The sequence below is a fragment of the Actinokineospora inagensis DSM 44258 genome, from assembly GCF_000482865.1.
In the GTDB taxonomy this organism is placed as follows: Bacteria; Actinomycetota; Actinomycetes; order Mycobacteriales; family Pseudonocardiaceae; genus Actinokineospora; species Actinokineospora inagensis.
The window spans coordinates 41,249-65,258 of record NZ_KI519516.1; the positions used below are offsets into that span (position 1 = coordinate 41,249).

Genomic DNA, 24,010 nt, shown 5'->3' on the forward strand with positions numbered 1-24,010 from the left:
GGCGGTCCGCCAACTCGGGTGCCACGTCCCCCGTTACCCTTCGATCCCCCGGCGAGGGCCGCGGGTCAGGGGTTTACGATGGGGATGATGTCACCATGTCAGGCGGGCGCGCGGGCGTGCTGAGGGAATCTTCGTCACCGACCAGATATGTCGGCAACTGGGTCCGAGTCGACGGCGAGACCACCGGGTTCGGATTCTGCAAAGCGAAACTCCCCAACGGCGCCCAGGTCGTCTACACCGATATCCCCGGCGCGGCGGAAACCGAGGTCGTCGTCCCGGTCGAGAGATTGGTGCTGTCCAAGTTCTCCCCTGGTACCCGGGTGTGGATCCGGGGCAACCGCTACGGCTGGGTGTCCGCCGAGGTCGTGGCACCGACCGGGTTCGGCGAGTACCAGGTTCGGGCGGCCGGGTCGAGCGAGATCCTCCGGCTGCCCGGCGCCCAACTGATGGTGCGGTGGGACAAGCCCCTGCGGGACCCGGTCGAGGCGCTGGCCAAGGGGCTCTGCGACTCCCCCGAGTACTACACCACCCGCAAGGACTTCCTGGATCACCTGGTCCGCCAACGCGGCGCGGCCCGCGGTCTGTCGGCGGCGTTGTCCGCACCCATCCGGCTCTACCAGCACCAACTGGACACCGCCGCCCGGGTCCTCGGTGATCCGGTCCTGCGCTACCTGCTCGCCGACGAGGTCGGTCTGGGCAAGACCATCGAGGCTGGTCTCGTCCTGCGGCAGTTGCTGCTCGACGATCCCGGGATGACCGCGTTGGTGTCCACGCCTTCGACGCTGGTCAAGCAGTGGCAAGAGGAGTTGACCGATCGGCTGGCGCTCGGCGCGGCGCTCGAGGGCGGCCGGGTCGTGGTGACCCCGCACGAGGAACTGCCCAACCAGGCGAACCTGACCCGCTACGGCTTGGTGATCATCGACGAGGCGCACAAGGTGATCGACCCGCTGGGGCGGTCTCCGCGGACATGGAACCTGCTGCAGCACACGCGCGGACTGCTCCTGCTGTCCGCGACACCGATGCGGGGCAACCTGCCGACCTTCCTCGGCTTGCTGAACCTCATCGATCCAGTGGCCTTCCCCTCGTACAACCCCGACGCATTCGAGAAGCGCATAGCGCACCGTGAGTCCTCGGCGAACAGCGTGCGCGTGCTCAGCGCGCGCCGAGCCACACCTCGCCAACGCCGCAACGCGCTGGCCGACCTGGAATCGTTGCACGGCTCGGACGAGATCTTCACCCGGATGGCGCAAGAGTGCCACGCGGCCGACGAGTCCGATCTGGCGCCGTGGCGGGCTTTGGCCGAGTACGTGCGGGAGACCTACCGGATCAGCAGGCGGATGATCCGACATCGCCGAGGCGGCTACGCCGCACTCGAGTACCCGGTCGCCGGGCGGCAGCTGACCACTCTCACGATCTCCGACCCGGCGCGGGACATCGTCGACGACTACCTGGACCGCCTGCGGGAACTGCACACCGACCCCGCCGCGAACCCGGCGTATGCGAACGTCCTGACCCACGCCCTTGGCGGCCCTCGAACGCTGGCGCACCACCTGGACAGATACCTGGGCATGGTCCGCCCGGGTGGCGCGTCGGCCCGGTTCCGGGCGCTCGCCGAGTCGACCGCCGCCCGCCTCGCACTGGTGGACACCGGGACAAGGCAGCGGACCGCGCTCGAGGTCACCGACGACCGGATGCGGAATGGGCACAAGGTCGTCGTGGTCGGCACCTCCACGGCGGTGGCAGCCGACTTCCTGGCGGCCGCGGTCGACAGGTGGGGTGATCTGGTCCGCGGCCACCTCGACACCATGGACCAAGCGGACCGCGACGACGCCGTGCTGGAGTTCCTGGAGTCGAAGGACGTGCAAGTACTCGTCGGCGACTTCACCCTGGAGGAGGGGCGGAACCTGCAGCGGGCACAGGTCCTGGTCAACCTCGACTTGCCGCTGGACGCCAATCGGCTCGAGCAGCGGATCGGCAGGTTGGACCGGTTCACCGAGCGCGGCGGCACGGCTGAGGTCATCGTGTTCGACGAGCCGGGCAGCGACTGGCAGACCAACCAGATCAGGCTGTTCCGCGACGGTGTCGGGATCTTCGCTGACTCCGTCGCCACGCTGCAGATCAGGCTGGCGGCCCTGCTGAACGAAGTGATCGACTCGGTGGTCGAACTCGGGAGCGCCGCGTTCGCACCCGACCTGGACGCCTTGCGGAACGACCTCACCCGAGAACGGAAGATGGTCGACCTGCTGGAGGAGCTTGAGTCGATCACCACCGCCACCGACTTCGACGAGGCCGGTATGGCGGAGTTGGCCAGCGCGGACAACGACGACGCCGGGCTCCGCGCCGCCTTCGCCAGACTGACCCGGTCCCCGCGGGGTGGGATCTGGCTCAAGCCGGTCGACGGGCGACCGGACGGCGTGGTCCGGTTCGAGATCGACGCGGGCAGGCTGGGACAGGCACGGGCACGCCGGATACCCGGTCTGTCCGAGGAAGACTCCCAGGAGGTCATTCCGCTCCTGAGCACTCCGCGCGCCTACGCCCGCGACGTCGCGGTGTCCCGCCGGACACCGCCGCTGCGCGTCGGTGAACCGCTGGTGGACTGGCTCGACCAGCACCTGCGTGTGGACGAACGCGGCCGGACCAGGGCGATGGTGCGCCCGACCGACACGGTGGACCTGCCCGAACTCTGGTTGGTCTGCGACTTCTTGGTCGAGTTCGACGCGTCGCACCTCGACGAGAAGGACGACGCGGTTCGCAGGCGCCTGCGCAGGCGAGGTGACGCGCTGCTGCCACCCGAGGTCGTGCGGACGTGGACCAGCGTCGATGGCGTGGCGGACCCCGACCTGGTCACCAACGTCCTCGACGCGCCCTTCACCGAGGCCGACCATGTCCTGCGTGGACAAGCCTGGGACGCGGTGCTGCGGGCGCTGCCCGATTGGGCTCAGCAGTGCAGAACCGGCTATGAGGTGGCCAATCGCCACCTCAGCACCCACCCCGCGCTCACCGAACGCCCGGCTGAGGCCGCGCGGCGGGCCGACTCCGAGGTCGACGCCCGACTGAGGGTGCTACGGGCTCGCTCGCACCGACTGCCGACCGTCGCCGAACGTGAGGGGGCCCGTCGCGACATGGTCCGCGATCAACAGTTGGGCGCGGCTCTGCTGCAAGGGGTCACCAATCCAGCGGTGTCGGTCATCGCTTGCGGTGGGATTGTGCTGTGGCCACGAGCATGAAATCGCGGGACTCCACCGTCCTCGGCCATGGCCCGGCCGAGGACGACCGACTACGTGCCATGTTGCTCGACCCCGGGGCGGAGCACGGGTCCTTCGCCGACGACCTCTACGCCCGGGTGGCACACCTGTGCCGCACCCACGAGGGCAGCGATCTCGACTTCGCCGTCCTGGTCCGGCACCTGCTCCGCCGGTGGAGCATGGCGGGCAAGCAGTCGGCGCTCCTGGCCACGGCCGCCGTCCTGTCCACCCGGCTCCGCGCGGCAGCGGCGGCAACCGACCTGGTGGAGGTCAACCCGGATGAATGGCGGGCAGTGCCGTGGCGTCCGGACTGGCTCGCCGACAACGGCGACGGCGTCAGCGGCGGCCCGGACAGCGCGGCGGTCGCCGGAACCGCCGATCAGGTCCGGTTCCACCAGGTCGACCTCCCCGCCGACCCGTTCTTCGAGAAGATCACCGGATTCACCTCCTACCGGACCCCAGGCCAGCAGGCCGCCGCACGAGCCGTGATGACGGTTCCGCCGGGCAGCACGATCACCGCGATGCTCCCGACGGGATCGGGGAAGACGCAGGTCGCGTTGTGCCTGGCCGAACGGTGGACGTCGAGCGTCTGCCTCATCGTGGTCCCGACCGTGGCATTGGCCCACGACTTCGAACGTCGGTTCCGTGACCACTACGCGGGCAGGAACGATCGGGTGAAACGGGAGGACCTCGTGTTCGCGTGGACCGCGGACACCCCGCCGGACACCAGGCGGCGCATCCGCGACGCGATCGTCCACGGCAGGCAACGGATCCTGGTGACCTCGCCGGAGTCCGTGACGCGCTCGTTGAGCGAGACACTGAAGCAGGCAGCGGCCAATGGCAGGCTCAGCGGACTGGTGATCGACGAGGCCCACCTGGTCACCCAGTGGGGCCGTGACTTCCGACCCGAGTTCCGCACCCTGGCCGCCCTGCGGCGGGACCTGCTGGCCGAGGTGAACGAGGCTGATCGACCGCCCGTGACGTTGCTGCTGAGCGCCACGCTGGGCTCCACCGAACTGAACGACTTGCACATGCTGTTCGCCAAGCCCGACCCGATGACGCTTGTCGCGGCGAACGCGCTCCGGCAGGAACCGGACGTGTGGACCGCGGAGTCGTCGACCTCCGAGCAAAGGGCACAGAGGGTCCTGGAAACCCTCGCCCGCACCCCCCGTCCAGCTATCCTGTACGTGACCCGACCGGAGGACGCCGATCACTGGGCCACCAGGCTCCGCGCGGCGGGTTACGCCCGTCTGTCCGTTGTAACCGGCAAGACGAGCAACGACAACCGTGCACAGGTACTGGCCGACCTGCGCAGCGGTCCCGGGGAACCCGCACAGACGGACCTGGTGGTGGCCACCTCAGCGTTCGGGTTGGGTATCGACTACGCCCACCTCCGGACAATCGTGCACGCTTGTTTGCCGGAGACCGTAGACCGTTGGTATCAGGAACTCGGGCGCGGCGGGCGGGACGGTCACGCCTGTGCGGGTTTCCTGCTGACCGCCCCGGAGGACACCGACATGGCCGCGCGCCTCACCACGAAGGTCCTGTCGGCCGAAACCGCGTGGAAACGGTGGACCGACCTGTGGACGCACCGACGAGCACTCCGCAACGAGCAGTTCGTCGATCTCGAGGGCAGCACCGGCTCAGTCCAGGAAGGCAGCTACAACCGCAAGTGGAACGCCCAGTTGGTGCAAGGCTTGGTGGAGCTCGAGGCGATCGAGCACCATTTGGTCCACTTCGACGACGTTCTCACGTTGAGCGGGGACAACGACGTGCGCACGGACTGGGTCGCCGTTGATCCGATCCGAGCCGACCTCGCTGAACTGGACTACTGGAGACAGCACTGGGAGACGTGGCAACGAGACCAGTGGAAGCGATCCAATGCGTCTCTGACGGCCGTGCGCCGCGTGGTCGAGGGGCACGTCGCCGCGTGTGCTGAGATCGCGCGGTACTACCAGCCCGACCAGCAGGTGCTCGACCGGCACGGTCCAGCCGCCCGGTGGGTGGCACCCGAGGCCAAGTGCGGTCGGTGCCCGCGGTGCCGGCGGGACAAGGTGGAACCACCTGGCGATCCGGCACCACGCCCGCTGCAAAGGTGGCCGATCGACGGTCCCGAACCCGACCTCGGCGGCCTCTCCGCACTGCGGCTCGACCCCGGGCTTGTCCTGCTGTCCGCTCCCGATCCGGTGGCAGTCGCACCCCAGCTCACCCCGTCGCTGGTCCGCCGCGGCATCAGGCACCTGGCCGGTCCGGTCGGTGCACTTCCCCCGGTGGACGTGCTGTTCCACGACCAGAGCCCCGTGTCCCCCCTCTCGTTGACCCCACATGGGGCGTTCGTGGTTTACCCACTCGGGAAACGGATCTCGCCGTTGTGGCTCAATCGCGGGAAACGGCTGAGCGCCCGAGATCCGGAGCGACCACCCGTGGACATCCTGTTGGTACCGTCCGACGCCCACATCGGGGACTTGGACGTGGTGCGGGACCTTCGCGCAGTCGATGCGTTGACCGCCTTGCAGATTCTCGGAGAGTGAAGACCGGTGGACTTCCTCAAGACCCATGTCCGCGCCAGCGCGCAAGCACTGTTGATCATCTGCCGTTACCTCGGTGCACGGCCGGAAGGGCGGACTGTCGCCCAACTGCAGCAGGACCTGCAGCCGGAAGCGCTGGTGAAGCAGATCAGCCCGAAGGACAGTTCGCTGTTGCCCTCGCTGAAGATCGGCGAGTACCTGGGCATGGTGATCGCCGGCGGCGACTCCACTGAGGTGTGGTCACCCGGCCCCAGGGCCGAGGCCGCCTTGCTGGTTGACACACCCGGTCAGACAACTGCCTTCTACGTTGCCGTCTTGCAGGCGATCGGGTCCACCGCGCTCGCAGACCTGGACTCGGACAACCGTCCGTCGGACGTGGCCATGGGACTGACCTGGTTGGGTTCCCTCGACCCGTACGACCGGATCGCGGCAACCGCGGCCGATGCGGACCCCGTGGTGCAAGCCGCCCAGATGGCGGCGGCGATCGGCAACGGTACGCAGTGGCCGCAGTTCACCAGGTGGGCCAAGGTCCTCGGTCTCGTCACCGCGACCGCGGGCGGCCGGAAGTCGATGCTCGCTCCCGACTGCACGCGCGTGCTGCACCACCTCTTGCCCGCGCTACCGCGTGAGGCTGAGGCACGCCGATGGATCGACGAGGTCCACACGCAGATCCCGGTGTTGGGGCCGCGACTGGTCGCCGAACTCCCGCAACCCCCGGACACCACCTACGTCGGCGGCTCGCTCGCGCTCGCGCTGACCAAACTCGACCACACCGGGAAGATCAAACTGGTGGGCACCGCGGACGCGACTTCCAGCGTCATCGTGCGGTTGGGCGGACACGACCGCGTGGTCGGGCACATCCAGGTCCTGGAGGCGGCGTGACGACATTCGAGGGATTCCGCTGCTGGACGGCCGAATCGGTCCGGGAGACCGTCTACTCCGACATCGGAGCGCTGCCCAGCGAGGCCGACGCGCTGTTCCTGGCCGCCCACACCCCGATGTCCCTGGTGCACCTGCGCGGTACCGAGATCGTCGACGGCGACGGGTCCGAGCGAGACGTGCTCAAGGCGCTGCAGGCCGGGTTCGGCGACGCGAACCGCAACACCCTCATCGCGGTGACCGGGGAGTCCGGTGCGGGCAAGAGCCACGTCGTCCGCTGGGTGCACGCCCACCTGCCCACCGAGCTGGACAACTGCCACGTCCTGTACGTGCCACGCGCCATCCAGACGATCCGAGACCTGCTGCGCAGCATCGTCGTAGGTCTGCCCGCCGACAGCGGCCACAAACTGATGGCCAGGGTGGAGAACGCGATCGGTGGGATCAGTGAAGCACAGTTGCGCGACCGGCTGTTGGAAGAGACCCGCTTCGCCCTGACCTGGACGCTACCCGCCGAGGAAGCCGCGCCGGACGAGACCGAGGACGAACGCGAAGCACGGCAGGACCGCAACTTGCTGTTGGGCGAACCAGACGACAACGACAAACGCAGGCACGGGTTGGCCGACCTGCTGCAGGTCACCAAGATCAACGAGGCGTTGTTGCGACCGGGTGGCACGCTCGACGACATCGTCAAGTCGCTGTTCGCCGAGGTGTCCCGGCGCGACAACGCGGGGTTCCAGCTCGGCGACCTCCCGATAGGCGTACCCGGCATTCGCAGCGCGGTGAGCAAGTACGAAGAACTCTCCGAGCTGTGGGACCTGGTCTCCCAGGAACCGCAGCAGGCACTGGACGTGCTCAACCGCGCTGTCGAGAGCGGTCTGGCCACCGCGATCGGGCTGAACCCGCGCGAGGGCGAGACCCTGGACGACCTGTTCCGAGAGGCCCGCCAGACCCTCCGCGCCCAGGGCAAGGAACTGGTCCTGCTGTTCGAGGACCTCGCCCAGTTCGGCTTCATCAGTGGCGAACTGTATGACCAGTTCGCCACCCAGCCCGGCACGGACATGGCCCCCCTACGAGCGGTCTTCGCCGTGACGGATGGCCCGTTCAAGAAGATCGTGCGTACCGTCAATACCCGGATCACCCACCAGTTCGCGGTTTCCGACACGGCGCTGCCGCGACGCGACGCGTTCATCGCCCGCTACCTCAACCTGGTGCGCCTGGGCCACAGCCGGGTCGACGCCGCGTGGCGGCGGGCAGATCGGGACGACGACACCTGGCTGCCGAACGCCTGCGACAGCGGTCCCGACGGTGCGCCGTGCCCCGTGCGGGCCCAGTGCCACTCGGGGTTCGGCAACGTCGCGATCGAGGGTCTGGGCGAAGTCGGTCTCTACCCGTACAACGCGGTGGCTCTGCGGCGGGCGTTGGACCGGCCCACGACGCCGGACAAGCCTCGCACGCCTCGAAGCGACATCGACGTGTGCGTGTCCGAGACCCTGGTGGAGACGCACGCCCACCTCGGTCGCGGCACCTTCCCGCACGAGCGCGTCTTCACCAGGTTCGATCACGAGCACGAGTTGCCCAAAGCGGCCCTGGACGACGGTAGGGCAGGCGAGGAAGGGGCGCGGTACTTCCGCACGGCGGTGCTCTGGGGTGACGTCCAACGTCCGAACCCGGTTGTGCTCGCGGCCTTCGGACTCGCAGGCACGAACAGTACCGACGCAGGGTCCACGAAGTCGGCCAAGCCGGATCCACCCGCCGCTCCCAAGCCCGCTCCACGACCTCAAACGGCCGCGACTCCGGCCGGCGCTCCGGCGACCCAGGCACGCAAGCAGAAGAGTCCGCTGCAGCCGTTGTTCCAGTGGGAAAGCGGTTCTCAACTGACCGAACGTGACGTCAAGAAGTACCGGTCCGCGCTGTACACGCTCGTCCTCACTCGCGTGGACCTCGACCGGGACCTGATCAACCTGACCGACGGCCTCACCAGCGAACTGTTCAGCGGGTACTTCAAGGTCACGTCCTTCCACTTCGGAGTGGACGCCTACGGCCAGCGAGCCGGAACGGACAGCATCACCTTCGACCTGGAACGCCGATCCGAGGACGTCAAGGTCCTCGCCGCCGCCAGGTGGTACGTCGACCACGGGCACTGGGACCCCGAACAGGGCGACTGGGAGTGGCCCACGAGCTACACGACGCTCGACCTCATGGTCAGCCTCGAAACCCGGCTCGACGAGTGGGCCGAGACTGTCCGCACCGGCTTCCTGGCCAAGGTCCGGGTGAAGGACCTGGCCAGGGCCGCGCTCGGAGTCCACGCCGTCGCCCTGCTCTGCACCGGTACCGACCCGCGCGACCTGAGGACGGTGCGCGCGGCGCTCGCGAATCCGGTGGCGGTCAACATCGCCAACGCGTGGGCGGACGTCGCGAACCTGGCCAGGTCGGTGCTGGGGCAAGACACGATCAGCGAGATCATCGAGGGGTTCACCGGCTCACGCCAGGGCGCCGGCGCGACCCAACTCGTCGACGTCGCCACGCTCGAGATCGGCCTGCGACAGGCCGTGACAACCCCGTCCGCGTTCCTGGACCAGGTGGTGAACAACTTGCGCACCGTCGAGCCCCGGCTGGTGAAAGCCGCGAAGGAGATGCTCACCGCCATCAGGCGGGCAGGCGCCGCGCTCGTGGACTCGGTCACCGAAGCCCAGGGCGTGTTGACCGACACCCTCCAGGGAGCCAAGCCCCGGTTGGTCGTGGGACCTGCGCAGGAACTGGCCAGGCAGGCGCTCACCAGCGGTCTGTTCCGGCCCGCGGAGGGCCGCAACGCGTTCTTGGAATCGGTCGACGTCCTCCAGTCCACCCCGGACGACTTGCCGTTGACGTGGCGGCCATCGGACGGTTCCGACCAGACCGACAACGCGGTGCACATCCAGTCCTGGGCGGGCGCGGCGATTCGTGCTGCGGGCGCGATGGCGGTGGTCCACGACGCGGTGCTGCGCACCGAAGAGGAGTGCAGGCGCAACACCCCGGAGTCCGACGACATGGAACGGCTGGAACAGCGAGTGCAGGGCAAACTGGACGAGTTGACCGGACTACTGGCGCGGTTCGGTTCGGAGGCGGGTGCGCTCGATGGCTAGCCGCCTGCCGGACTGGCTCACCGAGGCCGCGCGAACCGTCGAGCGGGCAAGCGACGACAAGGTCAGGCAGAACCGGATGAACCACCTGCACGAGGTCGACACCACCGTGACCAAGATGCTGGGCAAGCTGGCTCCGCTGGCCGCCGCGGCCGAAGTGGGAGCGAGCCGGTGGTGGCCGGGCGCGAGTCCACCCGCGGAGACCTTCGGGAAGGTGGCTACCGCGCGCAAGTCCCTCGACACGCGCCCGTGGAACGCTGCGGAGGCCGCGCTCGACAAGACCATCACCGCGCTCGAGGCCGACCTCAGGTTGGCCTGGCGCACCTACGTGGACCGGGTCATCAAGGGTGGGAAGTCCGGGCTCCGGGACCTCGTCAAGGTGTTGGGGTCGGCGCCGGGGCTCACCGAGGTCGCAGCGGAAGTCGACAGCGCTCTGGGCGCCCTGAACAAGGTGCGCTTGGCGTTGCCGGACGAGCAGGCGATGGCGACGGTGACTGCCGCGGCCGAAGCACTTGACCGACTGGCGGACCTCTTGCCCGCCGACGTCCAGGAGTTCGTCGACGCCGCCACCCAGGAGGGCGCGGAACTGTCCGCGCTGACCCCGGAGGTGATGTCCTGGCTCCTGACGAACGGCGTCGTGGGCGAGTTCCGCGTCGTTGTCGGTGGACAGGCCACGACCAAGGGACGGGGGCACACTCGTGGCTGACAACCAACTCCGCCGAGACCTGGAGGCGTTGAGCCGCCTGGAGTTGCACGAGGCGGAACTACTGGCCTGGGGAGCGGTCGGCGCCGAGTGGACCGCCGACGAGATCCAGGACGTCCTCGACCGGACGAATGCCGATCCAGGCGTGCTCCAGCGGTTGGTGGACAAGGCCCTGGTTGTTCGGACACCGAACCAGGGGTACCGCACCCGCAGTGCGGAGACGATGCGGTTGTTGGCAACCCTGCGGCAGGCGTTCGGCAACACGCGGGTCACCGAGGGCAAGTCCCTGGTGCTCGACCACCGATACCTGCACCGGCCGCGGCGGCGGCCAAAGCGGGACCTGCCCGCGGAACGGGCACTGACCGGCGCGTACCGCTACCTGGAGGGCAACGGCGAAGCGGTGGTACGAGCGATCGCGCCTCCGCACATCTCGGGGTTTCAGCAGCGCAGCACCGAGACCGTCCTCAAGGCGTTGAGCGGCCGCGATTCATCCGGTGTGATCGTGACCGCGGGCACCGGTAGCGGCAAGACACTGGCCTTCTACCTCCCGCTGTTGGCCTGGCTCGCGGACCAAGCGGCCAAGCAAGGTGAGCCTGGCACACTCGCCTTGGCCCTGTACCCGCGCAACGAACTGCTGAAAGACCAACTACGGGCTCTGCTGCGGTACCTGGAAACCGCAGCACGCGCGGGCGCAGGCCCGACGCTCAGCGTGGCGACGTGGTTCGGACCCACTCCCGTGGACGCCCGCAGTGTCAAACACGTGTGGGACCTGAGGGGGAAGGACTACCTCTGCCCGTACCTGCGCTGCCTGCGGTGCAACGGCGACCTCGTCTGGCGTGCGTCGGACATGTCGGCCAAGCCCGTCCGTGAACGGTTGGAATGCGTCCAGACGGGCTGTGGCGCTCGCGTCGACGGAAGCGTTCTGCGGCTGACCCGCGACAGCGCACAACGACAGCCCGCGCACATCATGTTGACCACGACGGAGTCACTCAACCGGCAACTGTCGGCACCGGGAAACCTGGTCGCCTTCGGTGTCGTGGCACCGCCAGGGGCGAAAAGGGGTCCCACTCTCGCCACAGTTCTGCTGGACGAGGTGCACACCTACGAGGGACCCACCGGGGCGCAGAACGCGATGCTGTTCCGCAGGCTCAAGCACCGGCTGAACCGCGATCTCGTCTGGGTGGGACTCTCGGCGACGCTGCGAGAGCCGGAGCCGTTCCTCGCGCGCCTGGTCAACCTGAAGTCGTCTGCGGTGGACTCGGTGAGCCCGCGGCCGGACGAAATGGAGGTAACCGGTGCCGAGTACCTGGTCGCGTTGCGGCACAACCCGCATTCCAGCACCGGCCCGCTGTCACTGAGCATCCAGACGGCCATGGCGCTGACGCGCGGCTTGGACGCCCCGCAGAACAACCCCATCGACCCGCCCCTGTCGTCCAACGGCGTGTTCGGCACCAAGGTGTTCGTGTTCACCGACAAGCTCGACAGCACGAACCGGCTGTACTGGGACTTGTGTGACGCAGAGGGAACGGCTCTGTCCAAGCGGCGACCCAGGTCGCTGGCGCACCTGCGGTCAACCGGGCAAGGCGAACTGAAGGCAGAACACCAGGAACCGCCGGACCTGCGCGACCAGGCAGGCCAGTTGTGGTGGCTGGCCGAGCACCTTGGCCACAAGATCGACGACGACCAAGCGCTGAAGGTCGGGCGGACCAGTTCGCAGGACCGCGGAGTGGCCGCCGAGGCGCAAGTGGTGGTTGCCACCGCGACCCTGGAGGTCGGCTTCGACGACGACCAGGTCGGCGCGGTGATCCAGCACAAGGCCCCGCACGACGCGGCGCAGTTCCTGCAGCGGAAGGGGCGCGCGGGTCGGAGTGTGCAGACCCGGCCGTGGACCGTGGTCGTGTTGAGCGACTGGGGTCGCGACCGGCAGGCGTGGGACGCGTACGACGCCATGTTCGATCCCGAGTTGCCGCCCCGCACCATCCCGGTGGAGAACCTGTACGTGCTGCGGATCCAGGCGGTGTACGCGCTGCTGGACTGGCTCGCCTTGTCACTGCGGTACAAGGGCCGGGAGTCCACCTGGACCGACCTGTCCGGTTCCGCCGAGCAACTGTTCCCCACCAACACCAACGCCCGGGAAGCGGCCGAGGCACGGCAGCGGCAACTGCGGTCCGAGTTGCGCGGACTCCTCGAGAACAGTGGCAAGCGGGTCCTGCTGCGCAGGCACCTGCAGCGCGCCCTCGGTCTGGGCAGTGACGAGCAGGCCGAGTCCCTCGTGGACACCCTGCTGTGGGAGTCACCCCGCCCACTGCTCCTCGCCGTGGTGCCGACCATGCTGCGCAGGCTGGAGGACAACTGGCGGGGTGAACCCGTGGGCATGGACAACGGGCTGCAGACCCGGACGCCGCTGCGCGACTTCGTTCCCGGCAACCTGTTCGACGACCTGCTGGTGCCCGACGTGGAGTTCACCGTGCCGGGGCGTCGCGGGAAGTCCGAGATCCAGCACCTGCCCGCGCTGCGCGCCCTGCGCGAGTTCTGCCCCGGCAACGTCAGCAGGCACTTCGGGGTGTACTTCGACAACAAGCGGCACTGGATCCCGCTGCCTGCCATCGCCCCAGGCGAGCCCGCGCGTCGGGTCGACATCAAGGACGTCTACAACGCTCGGTTCGTCGACCGGGTAACCGTGGGCGACCTGGCGGTCGACGTCCACTCGCCGGTCAGCGCGACACTCGAAGCCGTGGACAACGGCGTCAAGGACGCGTCGTCGATGATCCCCGCGTGGGAGTTCCACGTGAGCAAACTCGGCTCCGGCAACCAGGTCAGCCTGGACCGCGGCGCCGAGCGGTTGCTCAGTGGCCTGACCGCCCACCTGCACGTCCAAGGGGGTGGTGTGCGGACCATTCGGTACGCCCGAACCGCCCGCGGTACCTTGTGGAACCCGGCCGCGGAGCCCGTCCACCTGGAGTTCGGGGTCGGTGGCGCCACCGATTGGGTACCCGCCGCGCTCGGTGTCGACCTGCACTGCGATGCCCTGGAAGCGGTTGTCGAGGTCCCCGCCGAACCCGGTGAACCGACGCGCGTCGAACGAACCGGCAGGCTCCGGTACATGGTGCTGGTCGAGGCCGAGCTCCCGGAGACGATGTCCGTCTTCGACCGCGACCTGCTCGCCCAGATCCTCATCGCGGCGATCGTCCACGCCCAGGTCGGGGGTCCGGGGCTGCGCGAAGGCGCGGACTGGTCGACCGCCCTGGTCTCGGCCGCCCAGACCCTGGGTATCGTCGGCAACGGGCACGACGACGCCGCCAAGGCCCGGGCGTGGCGCGAATGGCTCACCGACCACGACGTCGTCGCGGCGGTACGCGAGGTGGCAGGCGAGGTCTTCGCCCCAGACCGCTCGCCGAAATGGCTCGCCTGGTGGCGCGAGACCTACACGGTGACCGCTGCCCACTTCGTGTTGAACGCGCTGTCGGCCCGATGCCCCGGCATCGACCCCGATGAGGTCGTGGTCGACTTGGACCCCGAGCACGACGACCGGTTCTGGCTCTCGGAACGTTCGCCAGGCGGTACCGGCCAGATCGAGGCGTTCCAGCGGGAACTGGCACGAGACCCGAGCGCGTTCAGCCGGGCGCTGGAGGATGCCATGCTGCCAAGCGCGTTGGAGACCGTGGACGAGCAACTGACCGCCCTGTTGCGGGCTCCGTCGACCGGGGTGACCGCCGCGCTCGACGAACTCCGCGACGCGTGGCGATCCGGGCACGAAGCCGTGACAGCCGCCGTGGCCAACGTCGAACGGGCCGCCAAGGACAGTGACATCTCCCTCGACGGTCCCGCCCGAGTCACGTTGAGCACTCGCGTGGCGGGCCCCGGCGCGCACCCCAACCTGGTAGGCAAGCTCCGGGACTGGCTGGATCTGCGCGACCAGGCCGCCGAGGCCGCGGAGTTGGCGATCGACCCCAGAACGCTCGGAGTGCTCGTCGCCACCGACAAGAGCGCCGACGACCTCTTGCACCTGGGCGCGGACACCGAGGAGCCACGTCGGGCCAGGGCGGTGAGCAACGTGTTGTGGCCGTGGGGCGCCGCTTCCGGTTCGCCGTCGTCGTTGTACGGGACCGTGCCGGAGATCGCACCGTCCTTGGTCCGCTCGCACGTCCGGTTGAGCCCCAGCACCATCCAAGTGTCCACTTGGGACGAGAAGATCCGCGCGGCGGTGCACGCGGCGCTGATCGACGCGGGCGAGATCGTGGTGGCGGTGCGGCAGTCGGCACGCGATCTGCTCCGCACCGTGCTGCTGGACCTGCAAGTCCAGCCGATCGAGGTGGGTGCGCTGCTGGCACACCCGGTGACGGTCGGGCTGCGGGAGAGCACCAACATCGTCGAGGTCCGCGTGCTGCTGCGGGAGGCGCTGTGAACCGGGTCATCCGCAAGTCGCACGCGCAGAGTTCGGTTGAGGTGTTCAACCTGCTGGTCAGCCTATTCACCGCCGAACTCGTGCGGCCCAGCCGACACCTGTGGCTGGTGTCGCCGTGGATCACCAACGTCGACCTGATCGACAACTCCGCGGGCACCTACCCGGTGCTGTCCCGATTCGGGCACCGTCCAGTCCGACTCGCCGAGATCGTCGCGGTCCTCGCCGCCAACGGCGCCAAGGTGATCGTGGCCACGACGTCCGACAGGCGCAATGAGGCCTTCCTGCACCGGCTGCGCGACTTGGCGAACGACCTCGATGTCGTCGACCGGGTGCGGATCGTCGTCGACCCGGACCGCAAACTGCACGCCAAGGCGGTGACCGGCGACAACTACGCGCTGGTCGGGAGTATGAACATCACCTACAACGGCATTCACTTCCTGCAGGAGGACGTGGAGTTGAAGACCGACCCGGCTTACGTCGCCCAGGCCAGGATGGACGCCGACCACAGGTTCGGGGGCCTGCGGTGATCAAGGCGACCGGGCTACGCCGGTGCGTCGGCGATCTCGCCGTCTACCGAGCCTTCCAGGACACCTTCGAGGTGCTGATCGACGAGCAACTGCGCAAGCTCACCGGGGCGCCCGGTGAGTGGGTGGTCATCCCGCTCAACAAGCGCAATCCCCAGGGCTTCTACCTGCTGTCGGCGGATCTCGAAGGGCAACGCCGCGGCCGGGAGGTGCTGGACGCCTTTCTCGGGCCGACGACCGCGGCGCTGACCAGCATGCGGCTGAGCAAGCTGCAGCAGGTCGACCGAGACCTCGAAACCGCCGGGGTCGCCCACCTCTCCTACGTGAAACGGGTCGCCGACCACCAGAAGATGGTGGACCGGATCCGAATCGCCGTGTCGACCATCGCCTCGAAGGACGCCCGCCCGCGGCCCACCCTGGTTCCCCACCTGTACCGGCTGCGTGACTTCCGGTTCGCCCTGGCACAGCAGAACTCGACCGAGGCGAACAACGCACTGCATGACCTGCAACTCAGCGGGCAGTTGAGCCTGGAGAACCTGCGGTTCCTCGAGGTGGAACTGCACGGCCGCCTCGGCCGCTGGGCGGAACTGCGGCGACTGCACTACTTCAACGAACTGCTGATCACCCGCAGGCCGCGCGCCATCAACGAACTCCTGCTGGAGATGATCTGGCAGATCGACATCGCTAACATCGGTGTCGACCGACCGCTGTCCGAGATCGCGGACGAGGCCGATCTGACCTCGTTGTTCGGGGCTGTCATCGGGTCGCTGGACGTCCCCGGCACGGAGCCCGGCCGGAAGGTCGCCGCCATCGCGGCCGCCAACGCGGGCGACGAACAACGCCTGACCCGCATCCTCGACGCGGCGGGCCCGAGCGAACGCGACGACCTCCAGCGGCTGTTGGATCGACGCGAGACTCCGGCGCCCACCTCGCCACCTGCCGTGGGTCTGTACGAACTGCACAGCCAAGGTCAGTTCACCGCAGTGGTCCAGCGCTACATCGAACACCCAGAACCCGGCACGACGATGTTGGCTGTGGACGCACTCCTGAGGATGGAGGACCGCGAGTACGCACCTGCCGTACTCGCGGCGGTGGAGGGCTTTCACGCTTCGAACCTGTTGCCACAGTTGACCCGCGGCAACAGGCGGGACATCGAAGACCTGCGCGCGCTCGTTGACTCGACCTGCTCGGACTGGGCCAGTTGGCTGCACCGCGTGGGTGCGGGACCGTGGCCGGACGCCGAACGCATCTTGCGCGCGAGCCACGAGGACTGGCCCGATCTGGAGACCCTCACCGCGGACGAGGCGGACCAAGCGGCCGAAGACCTGCTCCACGCGTCGATCGTGGCCAACGCCGACCAAGTGATCGCGTCGCTCGACCTGCTCTGCCTCGCCGCCGCCCGCACGACCTCGAGACCGCACCTGGCACAGTTCAGCGAATGCGTGCTGGAGATCCTGAAGAACCAGGAGAACATCAGCGGCCCCGTTCGCCACGCCTACCTCGGCCTACTGGACAGCATCCTGGCAACTGGCCCGACCGCCGACCGCTACGAGAGCGCGATCGAGGGTGCGAGCACCTTGTGGACGCTGATCGCCGCCCCCATCGCGGTCGATTGGGGCATCGATCTGGTGGACCTGTTGGTGGCCAATCCGAGTCCGAGTCCCGGGACGATGATCAGCGTGATCAGCGCGGTACTCGGCCGGATCCGGGACATGCCCGTCGACCGGTTGAGCCTGCGGCAGCGCACCGCGGTCAACCACCAGGCCGAGCACGCAGGCCTGCCTGTCGTGTCGGCTACCGCGCCGACCACGGAACCCGACACAGCCTGGTCGACCCTGGCCAACAGTGAGATCGGCATCTATACCCTGCGACCCGACGCCGTCGACCAGTTCCGGGATCGCCTCCAGCGGATGCAGGTTCCCAAGTCGGTCACCGTCACCGGCAACAGCGACAAGGTGTCCACACCGATACTGCGTGCGCTCGCAGGACGCGCCGACTACATGATCGTCGACACCTGGCACGCCGCCCACGCCGCGACCAACGCGATCGACGAGATACTGCCGCGTGACCGGCAACTCCTCCCCGAGGGTCGGGGCGTCTCCGCCTACATCCGCGTGCTGGAAAGTGCATTGTCCCAACACGTCTGACCTATTTGGCGAACACTCAGGTCAAGACGAGCGCTTTCTGCGTCGGGAACTTGCGCAGGCCGAGCAGGGCGGTGCAGCCCGCGGCGAGGAGGCGGGCCGGGGTCAGGCGGCGGGTAAGGGTGGCCGTGGTGAGGCCCGCGATGAGGCCGCCGATGGCTTGGACGCCGCGCAGGAGGCCGACTTCGGTTTCGCCTTCGCCGAGGGGGCCGGTGACGAAGACGATGAACAGAACCAGGAACATGCCTTGCGCCAGGGCGATCAGGACGAGGATTGCGCTGACTGCCCGGAGTCGACCTCGGGTGAGTTCGGTGACGCCGTCGAGCCAGCGGTGGGTGGTGGTGCGGGTGGCGGCGGTGGGCATGGAGGCAAACAGCAGTGCCGCAGCGACGGTGAGGGCGCGATCGGCAGTGATCACCCAGGCGAGGCCGAAGACGCCGAGGACCAGGCCGTCGAGGGCGCTGCCCACGAGTCGGGCGGCGCTGCTGTTGAAGCCCATCAAGCCGTTGGCGGCGGCGAGTCGAGCGGTGGGACGACGGCGGGAACCAAGGCGCTGCGAACGGGTTCAAAGATGGCACCGGCCGCGGCTTGACCGACCAAGACCGCGACGACGACAACGGAATCGCGGAAGTCGGCAGTGGGACCAGAACAGCGGCCTGGCCCACGCACACGACGAACAGGACACGGCCGCAGTCGAAGCGTTCGGCGAGGGCGCCGGTGAGTGGACTGAGCAGTATCATCGGGAGCATGCCCGCGACCATGGCCAATGCGGTCGACCCGGCGGAACCGGTGCTCTAGTAGATGTAGACGGGCAGGGCGACCTGGACCATCCACTCGGCGGTTCCTCGAACAGGCCCGCCAACCACAGCCGGACGAACCGACGTTGTCGCATCAGGTCTTTCACGAGCCGGGATTCCCGTCTGCCTCGATGTGGAGGAATCCGCACCAGGACGCGTGCACCAGGCGGGCGTCGGCGGGAGCGTCTTCGCGGATGGTCGACACGAATGGTCGAACCAGCGCTTCGATGTCCTCGCTCAGCGCGGTCAGTTCGGCCGGGGTCACCCGCAGCGAGCAGTGGTTTGAGCTGGGCCGCGCGCAGCCAGTGCGGGTCGACCTCGTTCACCGAGTCGACGAATCGCTGGGTCAGCGCGAGGCCGTTGCCGATGGGCACGCCGAACACCCCCAACTGGGCGGCCTGGACCGCCAGGTCGCGGTCGAGTTCACCCAACTCCAGGCCGACCTGGGTGGCCTGCCTGCCACAGCCGCTCCCGCCCGTCGCGCCCGCCACCGGCTCGACCAGGCCCCACTTGCCGAGCTGCCGCAGGTGCCAACTGCAGTTCGACGCCGCTGCGCACTCGCTGGCGGTGCACGGACCACCGACTCAGGTAGCTCAACAGGGCGGAGCGCAGCGGGTGGGCCAGCGCCCGCAGCACCTCGACATCGCGGACCCCGCAGCCGCTCGGGTAGGGACGCCGTGGGTGCGGGGATCCCCCAGGCACCCCCGCACCCACGGCAGGCTTCGCGGTCTCAGGACCAGTAGTCGACATCCGGTAAGCGCACCCAGACGTCCGGCTCACCGGTGATCGCGCGGCCGTCCACCGGCTGGAGGTCCGCGTGAGCGCAGCAATAGCCGATAGCGTTGCGCTGGTAGAGATAGGCGAGCAGGACCTCCCTCGATGAGTCCCCGGCGGACGGGTCGCCGCCGGGGTGCAGGTCCCAGCCCACGACCTCGCCGTCCACGACCAGGCTGCCCTGGTTGCCGCTCTTGGGGTTGGCGTAGAGCGAATAGCACCGCGTGCCCCGCGACAGCCGCCGCGAGACCCCGGGCGTGTTCGGTTGAAATCCCCAGGGCTGGGCAACGACGCAGCCACCGGGGACGTCGGTGAGGCCGACGAACAGCAGGCTGCCGCTCAGGTCCGACCACGGATCGGCGGGCGGCCCGTCGACCGGTTCGGCGTCGAGCCTGCGCACGGCCTCGGCGACATCGACACCCCGCGCGCAGCACAGCCCCAGACCCTCGACGTACCCGAGATCGCCCAGGGCGGCGATCAGGCGCCTGCTCTCGACCACGGCCTCGACCTCCGCGGCGGACAGCACATCCCGGGGTAACGGGTCCCGTGCCAGAGCCATGATCCGGTTCGGTGTCCAGCCCGCCATCACGTGGCGGTCGGTATCGGCACCAGCGGCCACCAAGAACCGGGCGTTGTCGAAGCGGCGGGCGAACAGAGCCGGCCACAGTGGGGTCACGCCCGCTGACAAGGGGTCCACGTCGTCAACCACGCGCAGGAGTTCGGCGACCACTTCCGGAGAACCGTCCTCGGCGGCCATGTGCAGCGGGCTGCCCCGCCAGCCGCCACCGGCGTTCGGGTCGGCGCCCGCCGCCAACACTGCTCGCACCTTCCCGAGGTCACCCCAATCCGCCCAGCCGATCTGTTCCCAGGCCGAGTTCTCGACCATCGTTCCCCCTGGTCACGCGCTCTACGTCGGTAGACAGCCGATGGTGCCATGGCCCACCGACAATTCCCGGAGCGCGACCGGGGTCCGGCTCAGTTGAAGACCCGAGGGTGGAGGTCGGCGATGTGTCGCAGCGGTGGCCGTTGATCTTGCAGTACTGCGGTACCTCGGATCCGGTGACCAGGAACCCGAAGGTCACCGAGCCGCCCGCGGCCACGGCGCCGTTGTACTCGCGGTTGCTGAACGTGTAGTGGTTGCCGCTGCTGATCATCGTGGCGTCCCAGTAGGACCCGGGGGTGGTGCCCGCGGGCAGGTCGAACTCGATCTTCCAACTGGTCAGGGCGGTCGAACCGGTAGCGAGCACCCGCGACAGCAAGTGGCCTAGACCACTACGGTCAGTGTGCCGAGGACCGCCGAGGCCAGGACCCTTTTCCCAGTACGGTGCGAGCTGCGCCATCCGGAGGAACCGGCGTCGCACTGCCCCACTGGCCCGGTCGATCACCGCGCACCGTGTTCGCTCATTCACTCGATCATCGAGTCATACCACCATCTGCCGGTCAACGCTCCGCCGAACACGTGCCGGAGGCTGGTCCGACCACCGTCATCGGGGTACGCCGGTTGAGTGGTTGGCGGCAATCGCGGTTCGGTTTCGCCTCCTGGGATGACCAGGTGCCCTAGGGTTTGCGGTGGAAGCTCGCGCTCGCGGGGGGAGCGCCGGGCGACGGCTACGCGGAACGGGTCCCGGGGGGTGCCCGTCGTACCGTCACCGGTCGGGCCGGTCAGGATCGCCCCTCCCTCGCCCAAGCGAGATCACGCACAGGCGTCCTCCCGCGCGGGAGGAGCCGCACTTGGGGAGGTGCGAGCGGTATGGGGGGAACCGACACCGCTTGGGGCTGCCGCTCGCGGCCGCCCACCATTGTCATGGGGCCGCCGCCGCGCCGGGAACCGCGGCGGCCCGAGCCCAGACCGGACCGGGAGCCCGAGCCGGGCGGACCGCCGCCGTCCGAGCCGGGGCACCGGCTCGACCCGCCGACCACGGCGGTCCTGGTCGCCATCGACCTCGCGGGGCTGCTCGGCATCGTGTGCGCGATCCACCACTCCCCCGGCGCGTCCGTCACCGACTGGGTCTTGTTCGCCATGTTGACCGCGTGCGCGCTCGCCTACACCGAGCTGACGGCGGCGGGCGCGGAGCGGCGACGGCGGGCCCGGGAACGGCACGGCTCGGTCGGGATGGTCGACCAGGCGTCCATCTGGTTCTTCGGCGCCGCGTTGTTGTTACCGCCGATGCTCGCCGCGTTGGTGGTGGTTGTAGTGCGGATTCGCGGGGCGCACTTGATCCGGCGGCCCGCGGCGCTGTGGATAGCGAACATGTCGGCGGTGTTGCTGTCCGTCGCGGGCGTTAGCGTCGTCCGAGCGGTGATTGCGGACGACGCCTGGCCGCGCGATTTCGCCTCTTACGCCTCCGAGCACGGATTACGGGTAATGGCGTTGCTGGCGATATCCGCCGTTGTCTACTTTGTCTTGGAAGCCGCGCTGGTGGGTGTTTACCGCGGTGTCCGGTCGAACCAGTGGACGCTGCGCGAGACGTTGGGCAGCCGCGAGGACAACCTGTTCCTCGCGCACACGTTGCTCGTCGGGCTGGGCGCCGTGGTGGCGGGCGCGATCATGCCGGTCGCGCTGATCGGTGTGCTGGCCGTCGCGGTCATGGAGACGCGGACGCTGGGCAGGCTCGCCGCGCGGACCGCCGACCGCGACCGGTTGCGCATCGACGCCACGACCGACCTGTTGACCGGACTGCGCAACCGGCGCGGGTTCGAGCCGACGGCCACGGCGGCGTTGGCGCTCGACCAGGCAGCCTGCAGGCCGACCGCGGTCCTCATGCTCGACCTCGACCACTTCAAGCAGTGGAACGAACGCCTCAGCCACTTCGGTGGCGACCAGGTGCTGCGCGCGGTGGCCGACGTGCTGCGCGGACAAACCCGTGCGGGTGACCTCACGGCGCGTTGGGGCGGCGAGGAGTTGGCCGTCGTGCTACCGGACACCACGCTGTTCGAGGCGAACGCGATAGCCGAGCGGATCCGGGCGGCGGTAGAGGCTTTGGACACCTGGATCGTGCCCGCGACGGGTGGGCCGCGGCTGCGGCTGGGCGCGGACATGCCGCCGTGCACCGTGTCCATCGGCGTGGCGTGCGCGCCTGAGCACGGTACGACCCTCACCTACCTGCAGGAACTGGCGGACCGCGCGCTGGGCACGGCGAAACGCAACGGCCGCAACCAGGTCGTGCTGCTCGGGCACGCCGTGCCGGGGCTGCCGACGCAACCCGGGCCGGAGGCCCGGTCGTAGCTCCCGGCGGAACATCCGGAATCCGCGACGGCGGCCGGCCACGATGCCCGGTTCGGGCCCATCGACCCCAGCGGCACGGCCCGGCGATCGACCGTCCTCTTCGGACTTCAGCTCCCGCGGGCGAGTGACCTTCGTCGCATTCAGTGCTTCCGGTGCCACAGACCGGAGCGCTCCGACGTTGACCCCGTAGACGGTGTCCAAGGTCAAGAAGCCGTGGTGAGAGGGGCTGTGCCCGACCACGGCCGGGGTAGGCGCAGCCGGGTGCGACGGCTGCCGGTGGCGGCTGCGCGCGACACGCCTGCAACAAATTCGCCGTGCCGCTGTGCACGGGGCCCATCGGCGTACTACGCTAGATGAAGTTCCGCGCTCCCGGTAACCCCCAGGCCGGTTGAGCGCGGAACTCCTTATTTCACGGGCCGCCAGTTCACCGCGGCGCGGGCACGGGAGCACCGGCCCCGTGTGGCGGGGCACCCCCTGGACCCCGCCACACGGAACACCCCCACACACAGTGGCTCGGTGGGTGGCCGAACGTCGACCAGGAACCAGCGTGGTTGGTGCCTCTAACTCAGGGTTAACCCTTGCGGGTCATCGTAGCCGGCACTGTGGGCGGATTGTCAACTGACAGTTACCCTGCGACACTGAACAGGGTGGCATTGGCCATCGATGTGACTCCATGGGATTCCAGTGCACTCCACTGTCGGGGGGATGGCATGTCCAGCGGCGCCAGCACGCCGTTGACCGCGCGGTTGGACCGGCTGTTCCGGCTGAGCAGGCCGCAGGGCAGGCAGTGGTCCAACGCCGAGGTCGCCGCCGAGATCAAGAGGGCCGATCCGGAGCTGCGGGTCAGCGGGGCGTACCTGTCGATGCTGCGCACCGGTCGGCGCACCAGCCCGTCGATGGACCTGCTGCAGGCGTTGGCCCGGTTCTTCGGGGTGAACCCGAGCTACTTCTTCGACGACGAGGACGGCCAGGGCGAACGGGTCCGCGAGCAGCTCGAGCAGTTGGCCATGCTGCGCGACCGCGGCGTCGTCGGCATCGCCCAGCGCGCGATGGGCCTGCCGCGGTCGAACCTGGATCTCATCGCCGCGCTGCTCGACCAGGCACGCAGGCAGCGCGGCCTGCCCCCGGTCACCGACGACGAGGGCTGAACCCGGTGTCGCGGCGGGACCTGCGCGCGGTGCGGCGGGAGTGCGCCGCCACCCTCGCCGCGCTGGACCTGCCCGCCCGGATGGACCTCGCGGCGCTGTGCGAGCACCTGGCGGCGGCGCGCGGGCGGCCGCTGCACGTGGTCCCGGTGGCGATGGGCGCCTCGCAGCCGTGCGGGCTGTGGGTGGCCACCCGGGACGCGGACTGGATCTTCTACGACGAGGCGACCACCCGAGCGCACCGGGAGCACATCATCCTGCACGAGATCGGGCACATGATCTGCTGCCACCGCGGCGGCGGGCAGTTGGACGCGGACACCGCGACCGCGTTCTTCCCGGACATCGACCCGCGGCTGGTCCGGGACATGCTGGCCCGCACGGGCTACAGCGACGAGCAGGAGCAACAGGCCGAGGTGATGGCGTACCTGCTGGCGCGCAGGCTGCGCGACCACGGCACCCGGCACGGCGACGAGGTGGCCGCCCGGATAGCCGACTCGCTCGACCACTCGGCGACGTGAGCG

Annotated in this window: 15 protein-coding genes; 11 read left to right on the forward strand and 4 right to left on the reverse strand. The window is 69.0% G+C overall.

What is annotated here, in order from left to right; all coding sequences use genetic code 11:
• Positions 1–95 precede the first annotated feature (95 nt).
• Genes dpdE through dpdD form a run of 8 tightly spaced genes read left to right on the forward strand, consistent with a single transcriptional unit; the run spans position 96 to position 17,550 of the window.
• The gene (gene dpdE, locus H504_RS0126275; RefSeq protein ID WP_084468237.1) at positions 96–3,227 is read left to right on the forward strand and encodes a protein DpdE; all 3,132 of its coding nucleotides are present in this window, start codon (positions 96–98) and stop codon (positions 3,225–3,227) included.
• On the forward strand, positions 3,224–5,776 hold the full coding sequence (gene dpdF, locus H504_RS39050; protein WP_157440647.1) for a protein DpdF: 2,553 nt from the start codon (positions 3,224–3,226) through the stop codon (positions 5,774–5,776). The genes dpdE and dpdF overlap by 4 nt, the downstream gene beginning before the upstream one ends.
• Before the next feature lie 6 nt (positions 5,777–5,782).
• Positions 5,783–6,655 (forward strand): hypothetical protein, encoded by an 873-nt coding sequence (locus H504_RS0126285; RefSeq protein ID WP_026425208.1) that lies wholly within the window; start codon positions 5,783–5,785, stop codon positions 6,653–6,655.
• The gene (locus H504_RS37105; protein ID WP_035306258.1) at positions 6,652–9,774 is read left to right on the forward strand and encodes an ATP-binding protein; all 3,123 of its coding nucleotides are present in this window, start codon (positions 6,652–6,654) and stop codon (positions 9,772–9,774) included. Before H504_RS0126285 ends, H504_RS37105 begins: the two co-directional genes overlap by 4 nt.
• Entirely contained in the window at positions 9,767–10,477 is a 711-nt protein-coding gene (locus H504_RS0126295) for a hypothetical protein (RefSeq protein ID WP_035306261.1), read from the forward strand. Before H504_RS37105 ends, H504_RS0126295 begins: the two co-directional genes overlap by 8 nt.
• Positions 10,470–14,879: a protein DpdJ gene (gene dpdJ, locus H504_RS0126300; RefSeq protein WP_026425210.1), complete on the forward strand. Its 4,410-nt coding sequence runs from the start codon at positions 10,470–10,472 to the stop codon at positions 14,877–14,879. Before H504_RS0126295 ends, dpdJ begins: the two co-directional genes overlap by 8 nt.
• Positions 14,876–15,406, forward strand: a complete 531-nt coding sequence (gene dpdK, locus H504_RS37110) for a phospholipase D-like domain-containing protein DpdK (protein WP_051386287.1) — start codon at positions 14,876–14,878, stop codon at positions 15,404–15,406. The genes dpdJ and dpdK overlap by 4 nt, the downstream gene beginning before the upstream one ends.
• Entirely contained in the window at positions 15,403–17,550 is a 2,148-nt protein-coding gene (dpdD, locus tag H504_RS37115) for a protein DpdD (RefSeq protein WP_035306264.1), read from the forward strand. The genes dpdK and dpdD overlap by 4 nt, the downstream gene beginning before the upstream one ends.
• 16 nt (positions 17,551–17,566) lie before the next feature.
• Here dpdD and H504_RS39055 read toward each other — a convergent pair whose 3' ends face one another.
• The 4 genes from H504_RS39055 to H504_RS0126330 form a co-directional block, all read right to left on the reverse strand.
• On the reverse strand, positions 17,567–18,046 hold the full coding sequence (locus tag H504_RS39055) for an MFS transporter (protein WP_026425211.1): 480 nt from the start codon (positions 18,044–18,046) through the stop codon (positions 17,567–17,569).
• Positions 18,047–18,447: 401 nt separating this feature from the next.
• Positions 18,448–18,609 (reverse strand): hypothetical protein, encoded by a 162-nt coding sequence (locus tag H504_RS43890; protein ID WP_342668801.1) that lies wholly within the window; start codon positions 18,607–18,609, stop codon positions 18,448–18,450.
• A 465-nt stretch (positions 18,610–19,074) separates the two neighbouring features.
• Complete coding sequence (locus H504_RS0126325; protein WP_026425212.1) at positions 19,075–20,004, reverse strand: ankyrin repeat domain-containing protein; 930 nt, start codon at positions 20,002–20,004, stop codon at positions 19,075–19,077.
• Positions 19,955–20,365 carry a cellulose binding domain-containing protein gene (locus tag H504_RS0126330; RefSeq protein ID WP_245614465.1) on the reverse strand — a complete coding sequence of 137 codons (411 nt, stop codon included), beginning with the start codon at positions 20,363–20,365 and terminating at the stop codon, positions 19,955–19,957. Before H504_RS0126330 ends, H504_RS0126325 begins: the two co-directional genes overlap by 50 nt.
• Before the next feature lie 503 nt (positions 20,366–20,868).
• Here H504_RS0126330 and H504_RS0126335 point away from each other — a divergent pair.
• The 3 genes from H504_RS0126335 (at position 20,869) to H504_RS37130 (ending at position 24,007) form a co-directional block, all read left to right on the forward strand.
• Entirely contained in the window at positions 20,869–22,344 is a 1,476-nt protein-coding gene (locus H504_RS0126335; RefSeq protein ID WP_026425214.1) for a GGDEF domain-containing protein, read from the forward strand.
• 710 nt (positions 22,345–23,054) lie between these two features.
• Entirely contained in the window at positions 23,055–23,492 is a 438-nt protein-coding gene (locus H504_RS0126340; RefSeq protein WP_026425215.1) for a helix-turn-helix domain-containing protein, read from the forward strand.
• Between the two features lie 5 nt (positions 23,493–23,497).
• On the forward strand, positions 23,498–24,007 hold the full coding sequence (locus H504_RS37130) for a hypothetical protein (protein WP_051386288.1): 510 nt from the start codon (positions 23,498–23,500) through the stop codon (positions 24,005–24,007).
• Positions 24,008–24,010: the final 3 nt, after the last annotated feature.